The sequence below is a fragment of the Pseudoxanthomonas sp. LjRoot125 genome (assembly GCF_964252705.1).
In the GTDB taxonomy this organism is placed as follows: Bacteria; Pseudomonadota; Gammaproteobacteria; order Xanthomonadales; family Xanthomonadaceae; genus Pseudoxanthomonas_A.
Genome location: NZ_CAXUOY020000001.1, coordinates 2,164,361 through 2,181,739, shown reverse-complemented (window position 1 = coordinate 2,181,739; position 17,379 = coordinate 2,164,361). Strand labels below are relative to the sequence as shown.

16 protein-coding genes and 1 tRNA gene are annotated in these 17,379 nt (G+C 67.1%); 6 read left to right on the top strand and 11 right to left on the bottom strand.

Annotation, left to right across the window (positions count from 1 at the left end):
• Positions 1 to 16: 16 nt before the first annotated feature.
• Entirely contained in the window at positions 17 to 2,320 is a 2,304-nt protein-coding gene (gene ggpS / locus ACSION_RS10070) for a glucosylglycerol-phosphate synthase (RefSeq protein WP_435305859.1), read from the bottom strand.
• 306 nt (positions 2,321 to 2,626) lie between these two features.
• Positions 2,627 to 3,541, bottom strand: coding sequence for a LysR family transcriptional regulator (locus ACSION_RS10065; protein ID WP_435305858.1), 915 nt, complete (start codon positions 3,539 to 3,541; stop codon positions 2,627 to 2,629).
• Positions 3,542 to 3,648: 107 nt separating this feature from the next.
• Between ACSION_RS10065 and ACSION_RS10060 the strand changes: the two genes are divergently transcribed.
• Positions 3,649 to 4,491 (top strand): type 1 glutamine amidotransferase domain-containing protein, encoded by an 843-nt coding sequence (locus ACSION_RS10060; protein WP_435305857.1) that lies wholly within the window; start codon positions 3,649 to 3,651, stop codon positions 4,489 to 4,491.
• A gap of 4 nt (positions 4,492 to 4,495) precedes the next feature.
• Here the strand turns inward: ACSION_RS10060 and ACSION_RS10055 are convergent, their stop codons facing one another.
• From ACSION_RS10055 to ACSION_RS10020, 8 genes are all read right to left on the bottom strand, one after another.
• Positions 4,496 to 7,513, bottom strand: a complete 3,018-nt coding sequence (locus ACSION_RS10055) for a sensor histidine kinase (RefSeq protein ID WP_435305856.1) — start codon at positions 7,511 to 7,513, stop codon at positions 4,496 to 4,498.
• Positions 7,514 to 7,724: 211 nt separating this feature from the next.
• Positions 7,725 to 8,888, bottom strand: coding sequence for a serine hydrolase domain-containing protein (locus ACSION_RS10050; RefSeq protein ID WP_435305855.1), 1,164 nt, complete (start codon positions 8,886 to 8,888; stop codon positions 7,725 to 7,727).
• 181 nt (positions 8,889 to 9,069) lie between these two features.
• Positions 9,070 to 9,339 (bottom strand): hypothetical protein, encoded by a 270-nt coding sequence (locus tag ACSION_RS10045; protein ID WP_093485798.1) that lies wholly within the window; start codon positions 9,337 to 9,339, stop codon positions 9,070 to 9,072.
• A 51-nt stretch (positions 9,340 to 9,390) separates the two neighbouring features.
• Positions 9,391 to 9,669, bottom strand: a complete 279-nt coding sequence (locus ACSION_RS10040) for a hypothetical protein (protein ID WP_435305854.1) — start codon at positions 9,667 to 9,669, stop codon at positions 9,391 to 9,393.
• 94 nt (positions 9,670 to 9,763) lie between these two features.
• Positions 9,764 to 10,408: a hypothetical protein gene (locus ACSION_RS10035; RefSeq protein WP_435305853.1), complete on the bottom strand. Its 645-nt coding sequence runs from the start codon at positions 10,406 to 10,408 to the stop codon at positions 9,764 to 9,766.
• Between the two features lie 105 nt (positions 10,409 to 10,513).
• Positions 10,514 to 11,302 carry a DUF5694 domain-containing protein gene (locus ACSION_RS10030; protein ID WP_435305852.1) on the bottom strand — a complete coding sequence of 263 codons (789 nt, stop codon included), beginning with the start codon at positions 11,300 to 11,302 and terminating at the stop codon, positions 10,514 to 10,516.
• Positions 11,303 to 11,340: 38 nt separating this feature from the next.
• Positions 11,341 to 11,430 (bottom strand) — tRNA-Ser (locus ACSION_RS10025).
• 241 nt (positions 11,431 to 11,671) lie between these two features.
• Positions 11,672 to 12,679 carry a LysR family transcriptional regulator gene (locus tag ACSION_RS10020; RefSeq protein ID WP_093485782.1) on the bottom strand — a complete coding sequence of 336 codons (1,008 nt, stop codon included), beginning with the start codon at positions 12,677 to 12,679 and terminating at the stop codon, positions 11,672 to 11,674.
• 115 nt (positions 12,680 to 12,794) lie between these two features.
• On the opposite strand from ACSION_RS10020, the gene ACSION_RS10015 reads away from it, so the two are divergent.
• Complete coding sequence (locus ACSION_RS10015; RefSeq protein ID WP_435305851.1) at positions 12,795 to 13,373, top strand: FMN-dependent NADH-azoreductase; 579 nt, start codon at positions 12,795 to 12,797, stop codon at positions 13,371 to 13,373.
• 61 nt (positions 13,374 to 13,434) lie between these two features.
• Entirely contained in the window at positions 13,435 to 14,169 is a 735-nt protein-coding gene (locus ACSION_RS10010) for a DNA alkylation repair protein (RefSeq protein ID WP_435305850.1), read from the top strand.
• Between the two features lie 26 nt (positions 14,170 to 14,195).
• Here ACSION_RS10010 and serS read toward each other — a convergent pair whose 3' ends face one another.
• Positions 14,196 to 15,476, bottom strand: coding sequence for a serine--tRNA ligase (gene serS, locus ACSION_RS10005; RefSeq protein ID WP_435305849.1), 1,281 nt, complete (start codon positions 15,474 to 15,476; stop codon positions 14,196 to 14,198).
• Positions 15,477 to 15,587: 111 nt separating this feature from the next.
• Between serS and ACSION_RS10000 the strand changes: the two genes are divergently transcribed.
• The 3 genes from ACSION_RS10000 to ACSION_RS09990 all read left to right on the top strand — a co-directional run bounded on the left by ACSION_RS10000 (position 15,588) and on the right by ACSION_RS09990 (position 17,302).
• Positions 15,588 to 16,235, top strand: coding sequence for an energy transducer TonB (locus tag ACSION_RS10000; protein ID WP_435305848.1), 648 nt, complete (start codon positions 15,588 to 15,590; stop codon positions 16,233 to 16,235).
• A gap of 50 nt (positions 16,236 to 16,285) precedes the next feature.
• Positions 16,286 to 16,588, top strand: a complete 303-nt coding sequence (locus tag ACSION_RS09995) for a hypothetical protein (RefSeq protein WP_435305847.1) — start codon at positions 16,286 to 16,288, stop codon at positions 16,586 to 16,588.
• Between the two features lie 147 nt (positions 16,589 to 16,735).
• The gene (locus tag ACSION_RS09990) at positions 16,736 to 17,302 is read left to right on the top strand and encodes an energy transducer TonB (protein WP_435305846.1); all 567 of its coding nucleotides are present in this window, start codon (positions 16,736 to 16,738) and stop codon (positions 17,300 to 17,302) included.
• The last annotated feature ends 77 nt before the right edge of the window (positions 17,303 to 17,379 follow it).

Here is a 17,379-nt window from a genome sequence, read left to right as displayed (position 1 = left end):
TCAAAGGTAAATGCATTCACGCCGCGATGGCCGCGTGCTTCGCTTCATTTACCTCGTCGCGCGCATCGCCCGATTGCACCGCCTCGAGGAACTCGCGCCCCCACCGCGACAGGTCGTGATGACGCACGATGCCGTACAGGCGACGCTGGCGGTCCTCGCGCTCGGTCGGCAGCATCGCCAGCGCCTGTCGAAGCGTGCGCGCTAGATCGGCCGGGTCATGGGGATTGGTCAGCACCGCACCCTTCAACTCCGCCGCCGCACCGGCGAACTCCGACAGCACCAGCACGCCGTCGCCGCCCACCAACCCCTGCACCGCGACGAACTCCTTCGCGACGAGGTTCAGGCCATCGCGCAGTGGCGTGATCCACATGACGTCGGCGGCTGCGTAGTGCGCCACCACGCTCGCGAAGGGCAGCACGCGGGCGAAGAAGCGCACCGGCGTCCAGTCCAGTCGAGAAAGCCGGCCGTTGATGCGGCCCACGGCCTGCTCGATCTGCTGCTGCAGCGGCCGGTAGATCGTCATCTCCTTGGCGGCCGGCACGCAGACCAGCACCAGCGTCACTTCACCCTGCAGTTCCGGCGACTCGTCCAGCAGGCGCTCGAACGCCTGCAGCTTCTGCAGGATGCCCTTGGTGTAGTCCAGCCGTTCGATGGAGAGCACCAGTCGGCGCCCGCCGATCTCCTCGCGGATGCGTGCGATGTCGGCCTCCACCTCGTCGGTCTCCAGGCAGGCGCGGATGCGCGCCACGTCGGTGCCGATCGGATGCGCGCCGATGCGCACGGTGCGTCCGTCGATGCGCAGTTCGGTGGCCATGTCCTCCACGCCCACCGCACAACCGAAGGTCAGGAAGCGCGGCGCGCACGCTGTGCGCGCCACCACGTCCACCGGGAAGGTGCTGCGCACCGCGTCGGTAAAGTTCTCCGCGTGGCGCGGGATGTGGAAGCCCACGTAGTCGCAGGCCAGCAGGCTGCCCAGGATCTCGCGCCGCCACGGCAGGATCGCGAAGATGTCCGCCGACGGGAACTGCGTGTGGTGGAAGAACGCGATCTTCACGTCCGGGCGCAGCTCGCGCAGCACCGAGGGCACCATCCACAGGTTGTAGTCGTGCAGCCACACGGTCGCACCGGGCGCGGCTTCGGCGGCGGCCGCTTCGGCGAAGCGGCGGTTGACGCGCTTGAACAGCGCCCAGTCCTCCTCGCTGAAACGCGCGCGCTCCCAGAAGCTGTTGATCACCGGCCAGAACGCTTCCTTCGAGAAGCGTTTGTAGAACACGTCCACCTCGTGCTTCGTCAGCGGCACGTGGGTCGCGGTCAGGCCCGGATACGCGGCGCGGTCCACCATCGCGTGCGTGGGCAGTGGCGGCGCCTTGGCATCCTCCACCGTCCAGGCGACCCAGGAACCGGGGCGTCCGTCAGCGAAGAAGCTCAGCAGGCTGGGAATGATGCCGTTGGGCGAACTGTGCGGCTTGCGCACGCGTTCGCCATCGACGATGTGCTCCTCGTACGGCAGACGGTGGTAAACCATCACCAGTTCCGCCTTGCCTGGCTGGTGCAGCGGCGGCGCGTAGTCGTCGGCCTGCAGCAGGTCGAAGTGGGCCATCGCCTGCAGGATCCCCCCACACCCGGTGGCATCGGCATGCAGCACGTCGTCCATGCCGGTCGTCGCTGCCAGCAGCGCAGGCTCCGAATCGCCCACGCATACGCCGGGAAAGCCTTCGCCGTACATCGACAGATCGTTGAGCGTATCGCCCGCCACCAGCACGCGCGCCGGGGCCAGCGCGAGTTCGTCCACCAGCGCGGACAGCGTGCTGCCCTTGCGGATGCCACGCGGCAGGATGTCCAGGTAACGGTCGGCCGAGTACAGCACTTCGCAGCCCAGCGATGCCGCAACGGCATCCAGTTCGTCGCGCAACGTCGACAGGTGTTCCGGGTGGCAGTAGTAGGAGCAGCGCCGCTCCTGCGGCACTTCCTGCCGCACCAGCATGGGGAAACGGCGCATCGCCTCGGCGACGACATGCTCGCCCGGCCAGCAGGCTTCGATGCGCGACTGCAGCGGTTGGATCGGCTGCATGTCGGCCGTACGCAACACGGTGGCGCCGACGTCGCAGATCACGTAGTCCGGCGTCGGCAGGCCGGGATCGGCCAGCAGCGGCAGGATCGCCTCGCGCCCACGACCGGTGACCCAGGCGAGCTTCACGTCAGGATGCGCATCGACCAGGTGATACAGGCGCTTGCGTGCGTCGGTATCGCCGGCGAGGAAGGTGCCATCCAGATCGGTGGCGAGCAGCAACGGTTGCGAAGAAGATTCCAACAGGCTCATGCAGATGCACTCCAGTGGGTGGTGTGCCGCGCACGAGGCACGACGCAAGGCGTCAGAGGACGCAGGCGGGGAGTCATCGCATCGAAGGCACCGCGAAAGCGGGTGCGAAGAGGAATGCCGCGTGCGTGGCACGCTGCGCGCAAAGCGCTGCAGATGCGCGTCCATCCCCAGGTGCGGACGCAGGCATCGACTGATGCGATGCAGCATTGTAGTGCGCATCGACACCACGGAAGTCAACGCAATGTTAAGAACGTTAAATTTGAGCGGGAAAATGCCGGTTTTTCAGGCATTTCACGCGTGATCGCTTCACGGCCTACGTGCAGCACCTTCCACCAGCGCATTGATCAACGCGCGCGATGCCGCAGAAAGACGGCGATGTGGCGCATAGATCAACGAGAACGGGCGCGCGCGTCCACCGGACAGCGGTAGCACGCGCACCAGCTCCGCACCGCGCCGCGTGCACGCATCGATGATGAAGTCGTAGGTTTGGCAAAGCCCCACGCCCGCTTGCGCCAGCGAGACGACACCGAGCACATCGTCCGATACCGCGATGCGCGAGGCCGGCGTCCATTCGACATCCTCGCCCTGCATGCGAAAGAGCCATGGCGCAACACGCCCACTGCTCGGTAATACGAACGGCAAACAGGTGTGCGCCGCAAGATCGTCGAGCGTCTGCGGCGTGCCGTGCGCGGCCAGATACGCCGGTGATGCCACGACGCTCAAGGTCGCGTCTTCCAGGGTGCGCCCCACCCATCCACTGTCGGGCAAGGCACCGAGGCGGATGGCCAGGTCGAAGCCCTCGGCCACCAGGTCCACATTGCGGTTGGCGATGTTCACTTCCACCCGCACCTGCGGATGACGCTGCAGGAAATCGCCCAGCAGCCACGGCAGCCGGTAGTGACCGTAGGTGGTCGGCACGCTGATCCGCACCTGCCCTGTGAGCGTGCCAGCTTCGCCCTGCACCGCGCGCTCGGCATCGTCGATCAGATGGAAGGCGCTGCGTGCCTGCTCCACGTAAAGGCGCCCGGCTTCGGTCAGGCCGATCCGGCGCGTCGTCCGCCGCAGCAACTGGCTGCCCAGGCGTGTTTCCAGTCGCGCGATCGCCCGGCTGACCACCGACGGCGTGGTGGACAGCGCCACCGCTGCCGCCGTCAGCGAGCCGTGATCCACCACGGCCACCAGTGCCTCGACGTCGGCCAGATGATCGAATCGGCGCGGCATTGTTGCCTCCAGAGAACAGATGTCTTCCCAAGACCCCAATTTATCGCCCGAATCGCGCGGAATAAAGTGCGCGCCAACCCGGGCACCCCGCCCCACTGGAGACCGCCATGAAACGCCTTGCCCCCCTCGCCGCTGCCCTGTTGCTGGCCCTTGGCTCCGCCCAGGCCAAGGCCGCCCATGTGCTGGTGGTGCTGTCCGACGCCGACCACCTCGACCTGCGGGACGGCGAGGTCTACCCGACCGGCTTCTACCTCAATGAGCTGATGCAGCCGGTCAGGGCACTGCGCGACGCCGGCCACGAGGTCACTTTCGCCACGCCGCAAGGCCGCGCGCCCACCGTCGACCGCAGCTCGATCGACAAGGCGTACTTCGGCAATGAAGCGGCCGCGCTGAAGGCACACGAAGATCTGCTCGCGCAGCTGAAGCTGACCTCCAGCGCGCAGTCGCCCGTGCTGAGCCTCGCCCGGGTCGAACAGATCGGCTACGGCGCTTTCGATGCCGTCTACATCCCCGGCGGACATGCGCCAATGCAGGACCTGCTGGCCAGTCCCGCGCTGGGCCGCCTGCTCGGCGACTTCCACGCGCATGGCAAGCCGACCGCGTTGGTCTGCCACGGCCCCATCGCACTGCTGTCGACGCTGCCGGACAACGCCACGTTCCTGCGCCAGATGGAACGCGACAACCGTGCCGCGCGCCCGCCGCAATGGATTTACGCTGGCTACCGCGTCACCGTGATCAGCAACGACGAGGAAGAACAGGCCAAGGGTCTGCTCAACGGCGGCACGATGAAGTTCTACCCACAGACCGCGTTGCAGCAGGCCGGCGTGCAGTACCGCAGCAACACGCAGCCGTGGCAGTCGAACGTGGTGATCGATCGCGAGTTGATCACCGGGCAGAACCCCGCTTCGGCCCTGGATGTGGCGAAGGTCCTGCTGGAACGCCTGGACTGAGGCTTCAGCGGCGCCGACCGCCGCCCCGCAGCCACCGCCCGACGCGATGCCAGCGCGACGGTCGCTGCGGCGCGACGCGATAGGCCACGCTGGCGGGCACCCGCAACGACACCGTCGTGCCCTGGCCTGCGGCCGACGTGACCGCCAGCGTGCCGCCGATACGCTGGGCGCGCTCGCGCATGCCGTACAGGCCCCAGTGGCCCTGGCGTCCGCCGGCACGCAGCACGGCCTCGGGCAAACCTACGCCGTCGTCGCGAACGCGCAGGTGCAGCGCGTCGGCCTGGTAGTCCAGGTCCACTTCCACGTGGCCGGCCTGCGCGTGCTGGAAGGCATTGAACACGGCTTCGCGCGCGACGCGGTAGAGCTCGTCGCGCACCAGCCCATCCAGCGCACGCGGCTCGCCTTCCATTTCCAGACGGAACTCGGTCGCGTGCTCCGGCACGAGATCCTCGCCGAGTGCGGCCAGCGCCTCGGACAACTCGCCCGACATGCGCGCGCGCCGCAAGTCCAGCACGCGGTCGCGCGCTTCGGCCAGCACATCGTCGGCCCGCTGCAGCACCCGCTCCATCGCCGCGTGGCCGGGCGCATCGCGACCGAGCGACTGCGACACCGCATGGAAGCGCAGGATCAGACCCTGCACGCTCTGCAGCAGGGTGTCGTGCAGCTCGCGCGCGATGCGTTCGCGTTCGTGGTGGCGCTCGTGCAAGCGCTCACGGATCTGCACCGACAGATGGCGCAGGCGCAGCAGGTAGGCGATCCACAACAGCGCGACGCCCAGCAGCACGCACAGCACGAGGAACCAGGCGGTCTGGTAGTAACGCGGCGCGATTACCACCGGCAAGGCCGCACCCACCTCGTTCCAGACGCCGTCGTTATTGGCGGCGATCACCCGGAAGGTATACGTCCCCGGTCCCGGATCATTGTAGAAGGCCGTGCGGCGCGTGCCCGCGTCCTGCCAATCGGTGTCGTAGCCGTCGAGTTTGTAACGGAAGCGCACGCGCTCGGGGATGGAAAGGCTCAGCGCGGTGTAAGCGATCTGCAGGTTGCGGGTACCCGCCGGCAATTGCATCGTGCCAGCGGTAGCGGAGTGCAGCTGTCCATCGGCCGCCAGCGAGAGGATGGCCACCGGCGGCGCCAGTGGATTGCGACGGATCGCCGACGGATCGATCGACACTACGCCGCTGGTCGTCGCGAACCACAGGCGGCCATCGCCACCCTCAGCCGCTGTCGGTATGGGCCGGAACTGGGCCGGCACGCCCGGCATGCCATCGAGGAAGTCGAACCGTTCGTAGCGCGGCGTCGCCGTTTCGAAGATCGTCGCCACGTCCGCTGCCTGCACGTGCAGCACGCCGCGCGCGCCGTTCAACCACAGGTCGCCCGCCCGCGTTTGGATGATGCCGGTGATGCCGCGGAACGGACTGTCGGCCGGTAGTTGCAGGCTGCGCACGCGTCCCTGGGCGAAGCGCGCCAGCCCGCGCTCGCCGCCGATCCATACCCCGTCGCGGCCTTCCACCAGCGCGGTGACATTGCCGACCGCGAGGCCATCGTCGCGCCCCAACGCGCGAATGTCATCGCCGTGCAGGATCGCGATCTGATCGCGCGCGTAGCCCATCCACACCGCACCGTCGCGGGTAGGCAGCATCACCAGCGGCGATGACCCCGGCGGCAGCCCCTTGCGGCCACGCAGCTGCTGCCAGCGTCCGTTCGCGAGGCGATGGATGCCGGGCGTGTTCAACGACACCCACAGCACGCCGTCGCCGTCGCGCGCGATCGCCTGCACGCCGGAATATCCCGACACCGGTAGCGGAGTCACCGGCGCCAGACGGCCATCGCGCAGCGCCCACAAGCCGCCCGGCCCGCCCAGCCACACGATACCGTCGCGATCGCGATGCGCGGCGGTGAGCGGTGGCGGCAAGTCGAGTTCACGCAGCGGTCCACGGTCGAGGATCATCAACGGGCGGTTGCGGCTGCCGGCCAGCAGCGCGCCATCGGCGCCGGCGACGATCGCGAAATCCTGCGCACCGTCGGGCAGCATCGCAAGGATGACGTTGGTGTGGCGAAAACGGTCGAGTCCTCGGCTGCTGCCTGCCCAGAGGTTGCCCTCGCGGTCCTCCAGCACCGGCAGCAGGTAATCCGCACTGAGCCCATCGTCCTGGCGGAACTGCTCGATCATGGTGTTGCGTAAAGGCTGCAGCGGCTGCGCCACGCGCTGCACGCCCTCACCCATCGTGCCGGCCCACAACGTGCCATCGCGGTCGAACAACAGTCCGGCCGAAGGCGCCGCGATGACCGGTGGCGAAGCCGCGCCTTCGAGCGGCACCCGACGCACACCGCTCTCGTTCTCAGCAATCCACAGGCTCCCATCCGGCGCCTGCGCCATCTGGCTGATGCGCCCCACGCGGATATCCAACGTTTCGAAGGAGCGCGCGCCTTTCTTGAGGCGGGCCAGCGCACCCTCCGTGGCCAGCCACAAGGTGCCTTCGCGATCGGTGAACACCGATCGCGCCTGGGTGCCCGGCGCCTGCCATTCGGCCTCAACGCGGTGCCAGCGCCCTTCGCGCAGGTACACCAGTCCACTGAAGGTCGCGGCCCACAGACGGCCGTCCGGCGTTTGGGCAAAACGGAACACCGTGCTCGTCGGGAGTCCCTGCGCTTCACCGAAGTGGGTGACCTGCTGGTTGCGCAGGAAACTCACCGCGCCATAACGGAACCCGATCCACAGGCCACCGTCAGGCGTTGGATACAGCGTGGAAATGCTGGTAGCCGGAAAGGCCTGCCCGTCCGGCGGGTCGTAGCGCTCGAACGCCACCCCGTCGAAGCGATACAGACCCACCTGCGTACCCAGCCATAGGTAACCGTCGGTGGTCTGCGCCAGCGCGGTGATCTGCCCCGGTGCGCCCTCGCGCACCGTCCACGCCGTGTGGTGGAACTGGGCGATCTGTCGTTGCGGGTCCAGCGCATGCGCGAGCTGTGAGTACGCCACCAGCCACGCACAGGCCAGCGTCGCGCACCACGCACGCACGCACGCGCGGCGCAGCGCTCCGGCCCGCCCGATCTGTCTGTTTGCAACGCTGGCCAACCTGCCCCCTTCGACACCGCCGACACGATGGAAGAACGCCTCGCCTGCCCTCCCCCAGGGTGCTATTCCCTGGCGGGGAACAGCACGGCGATCAGGTGCGCACTTTACCCGAGCGACGGGGTGTTCCGTGTCGCCATCGTGGTGCACACAGGTGTCAGGGCACGAACACCTTGTCGCCGTACTCCCACGTCCACGGCACGCCGGTCTCGCCCAGCACGAACGCCACCAGCCGCGGGAACGCACGCTCGGCGCGCACGTCGTTGCCCAGGATCACCACGCAGCGCTGGCCTTGGCGCACGCACACCCAGGTATTGCCGGTGGAATCGTTGTGCCCGCCCTTGTAGAAGCCACGCCCTTGCGGGCCGTCGAACACGACCACGCCCAAGCCAGCAGCGAGGTCCTTGCGACGCTGTGCGGGTGGCAGTTCGTCCTGCAACGTGGGGAACTGCGAGGGCGTGGTGATCGGCAACTGCGCGGCCGTCATCGCCGCGGCGCTGGCTGGCGACAAGCCTTCGCCCCGGATCAGTGCCGCGGCGAAGTTCGCCAGGTCGGCGATGGTGGTATCCATCGAACCTGCCGCGCGCACGCGGCCGCGTTCGTCGTGCGGCTCGACCGTGCCGTCCTCCCTCCAGCCATCGGCGAGGTTGGTGGCGAAGTCCGGGCGCCAGACCATGCTGGTGTTCGGCATGCCGAAGCGGTCGAACACGCGCCGCTGCATCTCCGCCCCCAAGTCCAGCCCCAACCCACGCTCGAGGACGTACTGCAGCAGGATCAATCCTTCGCCCGAATAGGCGTAGCGCGCGCCCGGGGTGAAGTGGATGCGCAGCTTCTCGTCGGGTTCGAGAAAGGCAAAGTTGGCGAAACCGCTGCTGTGGGTCAGCAGCATGTGCGCGGTGATGGTCTTCCAGCGTGGATCGCCGGCCAGGTCGGGCCAGGGGCCGTAGCCGTCCTCGGCGGGATAGTCGGTGAGCGGCTTGTCGAAGTACTCGCCGATGGGCCGGTCGAGGTCCAGCTTCCCTTCATCCACCAGTTGCAGCACGGTGTAGGCGAACACGGTCTTGGTCAGTGAGGCGCCGTACATGACGGTCGCGGTCTGCAGCGGATCACCCTGGGCGTTGCGCTGGCCGTAGGCCGCCACGTGCACGACCTTGCCGGCGTCGATCACGGCGATGGCCAGGCCGTTGGCCTCCGCGGCTTTCATCGCCGCGGCGGCTTCGGCGTCCAGTGCGGCACGGGTGGGAATGGGAGGCACCGTCCCTGCCGCCATCGCGGCGAACGGCAACAGCGCGAGCAGACAGGCTCCGATCAATGCACGCATGACCCCTCCTATGCGAGGTAAATCATACGGGCCTGGCATCACGACTTAAGCGCCGGAAGTCATGGACTATCCGGGCTGGACGCCAGCCAGGTCATGCGGCGGCAGCTCGAAGCCCATGCAGCCGCAAGGCCACGGATACTGGAACAGTATTCGTGGCCTCCGACGCCAGGCATGGCGCCGGTCAGCGGGCTTCGGTAATGCGGAGGATCTTGCCGCTGGTGTTGATGGCGAAGACGATGGTCTTGCCGTCGCGGAAGTACGTCCAGTTCTCGCCTTCACGGGCCCCGTACTGGTTTTCCAATGGGGTTACCAGGTCGGGCTTGCCAGCGATCTCGACGAGCCTGCCGATACTGTCCCCGCTACTGACCACGCGATTACCAAAAGCGTAGGTATCCGCCAGTGCGGTGCCGGCGGCGAGCATCAGGGCAAGGAAGATGGCGATCTTGCGCATGGAATTCCCCTATCCGTTTGGGTGAGTCGAGTATAGACCCGAACGCCGACGCTACAGCGACAGGATCCGCATCAGGGCCACGGCGGCCACGGCCGACGCCAGCCACACCGCCACGCGCTTGATCAGCGCGCTGTTCAATCCGCCTTGCCCCGCTTCGCGCGGCTGGTTGAACCCGACCACCAGCACATGCATCGGCAGCGCGATCACCAGCAGGAACGCGAACACCCAGTTCAAGGTCTCGTCCCCCAGTCGCGGCCAGACCAGCGGCATCACGACCCCGGCGAACAGCCCCGCGATGGCGGCGGTGATGAGCGTGGGGGTGAGTTTCATGCGCGGCGGCGTCCGGTCGGGTGGTCACCGCAGTCTAGCGGGCGGCAATGGGGGGGAGAGCACCGCGCGGGTTAGCGAATGGTCTTAGACGCCATCAATGGCGGTTCCTGTCCGCGGAAGACACCACTTCTCCTGAATTGGCGTCGACCACGACCTCCGGAGACTGCGGCCCGACCTTGCCGCCCTCGGTACCGAAACTCACCACGTACACCAACCGCGATTTGCTGGCCTGGTCGACGGCGATCGAAAGTTCCGAGGTAGTCATGATGGGTTTGCCAGAACCTGGCACGGACCGCGCCCAATGCTGGGTGGCGAAATACTCCGCCTGACTCCCCGACAACCTGGGCTGGATGTTCGGTACATCCCTGTGGACGTTCTTCGTCACCCTTCCGAAGGTCGAACGGATGCGGCCCTCCTTGTCTTCGGACACGACAGCTTGCTGGCCATGGATGGGGATGCCGCGATAGAGCTGGATGTATCGGTAATAGGATCCGATCTGGTCCTCCGAATAGTCCTTGATCCGAAGGCTGTACTCCGGCCCCAACCCCAGGGCCGTGGCGTGGCGCTGCGCGTTCTGGGGTGAATTCTTCGCAGCACGCCCCAAGGGCGGTGCTCTCTTGTTGATGGCATCCACACCTTGCCCTGGGAGCCTCTGCGTCTCGGCGGCCAAGGCGTGCCCTCCCGTGTGAAGAGCGCAGGCTACAGTGACGAGTGTGAGCGCGAGCGAACGCTTGATCATCCTTCTCTCCTTGTTCTCGGGAACTGTGGTCTGACAGCGCTACGTTTCTAGCACACGCAGGTGACGCTACACCGTGGTGCACATCATGATGAAGGGTGTAAGCACTCAGGAGGAAGGCAAGAACTGAGCCGCCTCGACGAGCTCCACGCCCGGCGCTGATCGCAAACATGCCGCCAACTGCGGCACGTGCCCCTGCCCATAGAACACCACCGCGCGATCGCCCGGCTTCAACGCCTGCAGCAGGCGTGCGCAGATGGCGAAATTCCGCTTCGCCCACGCGGCATTGAGCTCGACGCCGGGCTGTTGTTCACCGCTGCCGTAGCGCAGGAACTCTGCGTAGAAGCTCGCGGCCTCTTCGGTAGCGCGCGTGGTGTTCATCTCGCGCAAAACGCCTCCGATGCTGTGTGTGGCTTGCATTGCGGTGATGCGCGTCGTAATGCCTTGGGCCTGCGCCATCAGCGCCTGCAGGTCGTCCGCCCTGCCGTTCGCCTGCGCCCACGCACTCAACGGTTCGAACGGAAAGTCGCCCGGAACATCCAGCCCATGGACATTGGCCAGCCCCAGCTGTTTAGCCAACCGGAATCCCAGCTGCACGACTTCGTTGCTGGACGGCGGCAGCGTGCCGGCGAGATAGCGCGTGTACTGATCGCGCGCGGCGTCGGCGGGCCACTCGACGCCGACGAAGGTCGGCTGGAATGTCGCGAGGCCATCGGTCACCGCCTGCAGCTCCGCCTGTCGCTGGGGCACGGTGACGTCCACCGCGTCCACGTTGGCCTTGTCCTGGCCCGGATTGCTGAAGTGGTAGGTGCCGATGACGATCACGCGCGCCGGAGGGTCGGCTGCCAAAGCGGCGCTGTGCAACAGGAACAGCGCAAGTACGAGGAGACGAGACATGAGCTGTTCCTCCCTCCGCCATGAGGCGGTTGCGAACGTGGCGGAGAGAGTGGGATTCGAACCCACGGTAGGCTTACACCTACGGCAGTTTTCAAGACTGCTGCCTTAAACCACTCGGCCATCTCTCCGTTTTAACTACCCTACCGCGGCGCTGCGCGCCGTACGGCAGTTTTACCATCGACCTGCGGTCGATGTTCGCTCCGGCCTTCGGCCTACGCAGTCAAGACTGCTGCCTTAAACCACTGGGCCATCTCTCCGTTTTCTGGAACTTCCCGCGACCGATCGCGGTGCATCGCCGCCCTACCCCTGCGGCGCGCCCGGCCCCATGCAGGCCGGCGCGCATTTTCGCACGAACCCCGCGGTCGTGGCCTACGAGGCTTTCTTCACCTTGGCGGCCTTGGCGTTGTCGATGGCGACCGCGATCGCCTTTTCCTTTTCTTCGGCGCACTTGCCGCCGCAATCCAGGCGCGAGGATTCGATCTGCTGCGGCAGGTGCTCGGCCAGGAAATCGATGAACACACGCACCGCCGGCAACATGCCCCGACGCGAGGCGAACACCGCGTGGCAGATGCCCTGCGGGAGGCTCCATTCCGGCAGCACGACTTCAAGCTCGCCCTTGCGTACGGCCTCGGCGCAAACCGTCTCCGGCAGCAGCGTGATGCCGTAGCCGTCCTTCGCCATCGATTGCAGCAGCGGGAAATCGAACCCGGCCAGGCGCGGATTGAGTTCGATCCGGCGCACTTCACCGTCCGGACCGTGCAGTTCCCAGCGCTGGCGTGCTTCGTCCTCGCTGATGCTCAGGGTGACGTGGTCGGCCAGGTCTTCCGGCACCTTGGGGCGGCCGGCGCGGTTGAGGTACTTCGGGCTGGCGACCAGCAGTTCCTGGATCTGGCCGAAGCTGCGCATCACCAGGCTGCCGTCGTCGTCGAGCTTGGCGCGCACGCGTAGGGCCACGTCGTAGCCCTCGTTGATGATGTCGACACGGCGGTTGTTGACGTGCAGCTGCAGGCGCACCTTCGGGTACTTGTCGAGGAAGGCCGGCAGGATCTTCGGCAACTGCATCTGCGCCACCGCCACCGGCACGCTGACGCGGACCACGCCGCGCGGTTCGGCGCTGAGGCGATCCACGACCTCGCGCGCGGCCTGCGCTTCGGCCAGCATCGTCTGTGCATGGCGGTGCACGCTCATGCCCACGTCGGTCACCGCGAAACGACGCGTCGAACGCTGCAGCAAGCGCACGCCCAGATCCGTCTCCAACTGGCTGATGCGCCGGCTGAGACGGGACTTGGGAATGCCCAGCGCGCGCTCGGCGGCGGCGAATCCGCCGTGGTCCACCACCATGGCGAAGTAATAGAGATCGTTGAGGTCGTGCTGCATCTAGAGTTCCGCCTATAGAACAATCAGTGACGTTAGACCACGTTTATCCCACCAATGCAACGATCTAGAGTGCGCTCCAACGCGGTTGAGGCCGCATCCCGACCGGAGACACCCCATGAAACTATTGCATATCGACAGCAGCGCCCTGGCCGCCAATTCGGTCAGCCGCCAACTCACCGCCGCCATCGTAGCCCGTTGGCAGGACAGCGTGCCCGGCCTGGAGGTCACCTACCGCGACCTCGACACCGACCCGCTGGTCCACCTGACCAATGCCGTACTGGGTGGGGGCGACACCGCCGCCGCACAAGCCGGCGAAGCAGCCATGCAGGAATTCCTGGCCGCCGACGTCATCGTCCTGGGCGCCCCCCGCTACAACTTCGGCGTGCCCTCCACGCTGAAGGCCTGGATCGACCGCGTCGCCGTGGCCGGCCGCACCTTCAAGTACACCGAGAACGGCCCCGTGGGCCTGGCCGGCGGCAAGAAGGTCATCGTGGCCGAGGCCAGTGGTGGCGAATACGCCGGTACGGCGATCGATTTCGTGGCGCCGTACCTGAAGCAGGTGTTCGGCTTCCTGGGCATCACCGACGTCGAATTCATCCGCGCCGAGCGCGTGGCCTACTCGCCCGAGCACAAGGCCCAGGCGATCGAAGCCGCATTGGCCAGCATCCCGGCCCCGCTGCGCAAGGCCGCCTGAGCCACTGCAGGTCGAGGGACGGGGCCGGTATGCTGCCGGCATCCGTCCTGCCTACCTGCCGATGCCCGCCCGGCTAGCCACCCCGGAACAGATCGACACCGCGCAGGCCATCGCCTTGCTGCAGGCCGCCGCCAGCCCGGTGCATCGCGCCGGGCTGGCGCGTTACGGGATTCCGGATACGCACGCGCTCGGCGTGCCGATGCGCGACATCCAGGCGCTCGGCAAGCGCATCGGCCGCCAGCCCGCGCTGGCGCACCCGCTGTGGGACAGCGGCATCTACGAAGCACGCCTGCTGGTCGCCTTCATCGCCGATCCCGTGCAACTCACCGCCACCCAGATGGACCGTTGGTGCCGTCAGTTCGACAACTGGGCGGTCTGCGACACGCTGTGCCTGCACCTGTTCGATCGCAGTCCGCATGCCTGGGGCAGGATCGATGCATGGGCGCGCAAGCGCGGCGAGTTCGAAAAACGCGCAGCGTTCGCGCTGCTGGCCGGCTTGGCGGTGCATGACCGCCATACGCCCGACGCTCCCTTCCTCGACGGCCTCGCCTTGGTGGATGCCGCGGCCGGCGACGAGCGCAATTTCGTCAGCAAGGGCGTGAGCTGGGCACTGCGCGCCATCGGCCATCGCAATGCGGCGCTGCATGCGCGGGCGATTGCGCTGGCCACGCAGTTGGCGGCGTCCGACGATGCGACGCGGCGCTGGATCGGCAAGGACGCGCTGCGCGATCTCAACCGCACGGCCGTGCGCACGAAGGTGGCGAAGGCCACCAAGGGACGCACGAAGAACGCCTAGCGCCCGCGAACGGCGGGCGCCCCGGATCAGGCGATCTGTGCGGCGCCACCCATGTACGGGCGCAGCACCTCGGGCACGGTGATCGACCCGTCGGCGTTCTGGTAGTTCTCCATCACCGCGATCAGCGCACGGCCCACGGCGGTGCCGGAGCCATTGAGCGTGTGCACGGGCTCGGGCTTGCCGGTGGCCGGGTTGCGCCAGCGCGCCTGCATGCGGCGCGCCTGGAAGTCCTCGCAGTTGGAGCACGAGGAAATCTCGCGGTAGGTGTCCTGCGACGGCAGCCAGACTTCCAGGTCGAAGGTCTTGGTGGCGCCGAAGCCCATGTCGCCCGTGCACAGCAGCATGCGGCGGTACGGCAGGCCCAGTTTCTCCAGCACGGTTTCGGCGGCGCGGGTCATGCGCTCCTGCTCGTCGTAGCTCTCCGACGGGCGCGCGATGGAGACCAGCTCCACCTTCTCGAACTGGTGCTGGCGGATCATGCCGCGCACGTCGCGGCCACCACTGCCGGCTTCGGAGCGGAAGCACATCGAATGCGCAGTCATGCGCAGCGGCAGGCGGGCGTCGTCGAGGATCTCGTCGCGGACGATGTTGGTCAGCGGCACTTCCGAGGTCGGGATCAGGTAGCGCTTATGCTCGCCAAGTTCGGTGGAGAACAGGTCTTCCTCGAACTTCGGCAACTGGCCGGTACCCCGCATCGAATCAGCGTTGACGATCACGGGCACGCTGGTCTCTTCGTAGCCGTGCTCGTTGGTGTGCAGGTCGAGCATGAACTGCGCGAGCGCGCGGTGCAGGCGCGCCAGCTGGCCGCGCAGCACGGTGAAGCGCGCGCCCGACAGCTTGGCGGCGGTGTCGGCGTCGAGCCAGCCGTGACGGGCACCGAGCTCCACGTGGTCCTTCACGTCGAAGTCGAACGCGCGCGGGGTGCCCCAGCGGTGCTGTTCGACGTTGCCGGCTTCGTCGCTGCCGACCGGCACGCTGGCGTGCGGCAGGTTCGGGATACCGAGGGCAATGGCTTCGATCTCAGCGCGGATCTCGTCCAGCTTCACTTCCGAGGCCTTCAGCTCGTCGCCGAAGCCCGCCACTTCCGCCATCAGCGCGGCCACGTCCTCGCCCTTGGCCTTGGCCTGGCCGATGGCCTTGGAGCGGGTGTTGCGCAGGTTCTGCAGTTCCTCGGTGCGCTTCTGGATCTGCTTGCGCGAGGCCTCCAGGTCGGCGATGCGGGACACGTCCAGATCGAAGCCGCGGCTCTCCTTGAGGCGCTGGGCGAGTTCGGCGGGCTGGGTGCGGAGCAGGACGGGATCGAGCATGGAAACAGCGGTCTGGCGAAGGAAGCGGGCATTATCGCCCAATCGCGACCGGTTGCCCGCGCGATTAACGCCGGCTGTGCAAGAATCGGCGCGACCTTACCGGTGACTCCCATGTCGGCCCCGCAACAGAACGACCCGCACTTCACCTTCCGCCTGCCCCGCACCGCCCTGCGCAACGCCGCCATCGCCTTCGGCGCCGGCCTGCTGCTCTTCGTGATCGTCTGGTGGGCCAGCCGCGACGACGGGTTCTACACCGCCGAGCCCACGCTCCCCGGCAAGGCCGCTCCCATCGAGGCGCTGCCCGAACCGCTGTCTACCGGCGACGGCGCCAGTGGCATGGAAGAACCGGCTCCGCGCCCGGCCAGCGAGGAGCGTCCGCAGCTGGTCGAAGAAAAGCCGATGCCGACCCCGGTCGACGAGACGACTGCACCCACTGCGCCGACGGACACCACACCCGTCGCACCGGTCGTCTCCCTGGCCCCCGGCGACGTGCCGGTGCCGATCCCCGGCCAGACCCCGGCCCCCGAATATCCGCAGGCCGCCATGCGCAACGGCGACCAGGGCACGGTGATGGTGCGCGTAGAAGTGGGCACCGATGGCGTGCCGCTGTCGGTCGATGTGGCCCAGCGCAGCGGGTCGCGCGATCTCGATCGCGCCGCGGTGGACGCCGTGCGCCAGTGGCGCTTCCAGCCCGCCCAGCGTGACGGCCAGGCCGTGGTCGGCGCGGTGACGGTGCCGATCGATTTCAAGATGCGGTGAGCATCCGGCAACCGTAGACACGGCATGCATCACAGAGGCCTGTCAACGACATGACCGTGTTGATGGTGGGGTTCGCGATTTTCGCCGTTGCTCTTGGCGGGTTCTGGCTACTGTATGGCGTGGTGGTCTGCACGCGACTGGTAGACGACGGCGTTGTCGTCACGAACGAGCACGAGTGGGACCCGATCCTCCGCAACTGGCCAACCGTTCAATTGCGCGCCTATCGCAAACAGCTCGCACCCGAAGAAACCACGCGATGGTTCAACTGGTACCTGTTCAACGCGAGAACGATTCTGCGCGTGCTGACTCTCCTGTACTTCATCACGTTCATCGCCGTGATGCTGCGGAACTAGACATCCTGCACACAAGTCTGAACCCGCGTTTCAATAGCTGAACTTCAATCTGCTCGCTTCATCGCTCGATCACGCATTGCAAACATCGCTGCGTAAAGACTCGGCCCCGTTCCAACGCGGAACCCACAACGCGAAACGGAGGTTCACATGTCGATGCCCACCAACAACGAATACCGCACGCCGGACACCGTCGAAGACACCACGGTGGAACCGCGCCGCACCACCTCGCCCGTGCTGCTGATGCTGCTCGCCTTCGCCGTCACGGCAGCAGGCCTGATGTGGTGGACGCAGTCGCGCCATGCCGGCACTGAAACACCGGTCGCCGCATTGCCTGCCCCGGTGGCGGATGACGCCGCCAATGCGCCGGCCAATGAACGCGCTGCCGCCACGGCAGACCGCAAGCGCACCGAACGCACCACGGCCACGCGCCCGGCGTCGGTGAGTCGTGATGCCCGCCCGCTGGCCGGCAACGCCGAGCCGAAGTATCCGGCCTCGATGCTGCGCGCCGGTGTCGGTGGCACGGTTGTGGTGCTGGCCGACGTCGATGCCCAGGGCAACCCGATCGACGTACGCGTCGTCGAACGCAGCGGCGAACGCGATCTGGATCGCGCTGCCGTGAGTGCCGTGCGCCAGTGGCGCTTCGAGCCGGCCATGCGCAATGGCAAGGCGATCGCGACCAGCGTGAAGGTGCCGGTGGACTTCAAGCCCATCTAAGCGCCGCAATGCTCCCCACACGGAGCTGACGAGGAAAGGAAAGGGGGACGCGGGCAGGCGTCCCCCTTTTTTGTGGT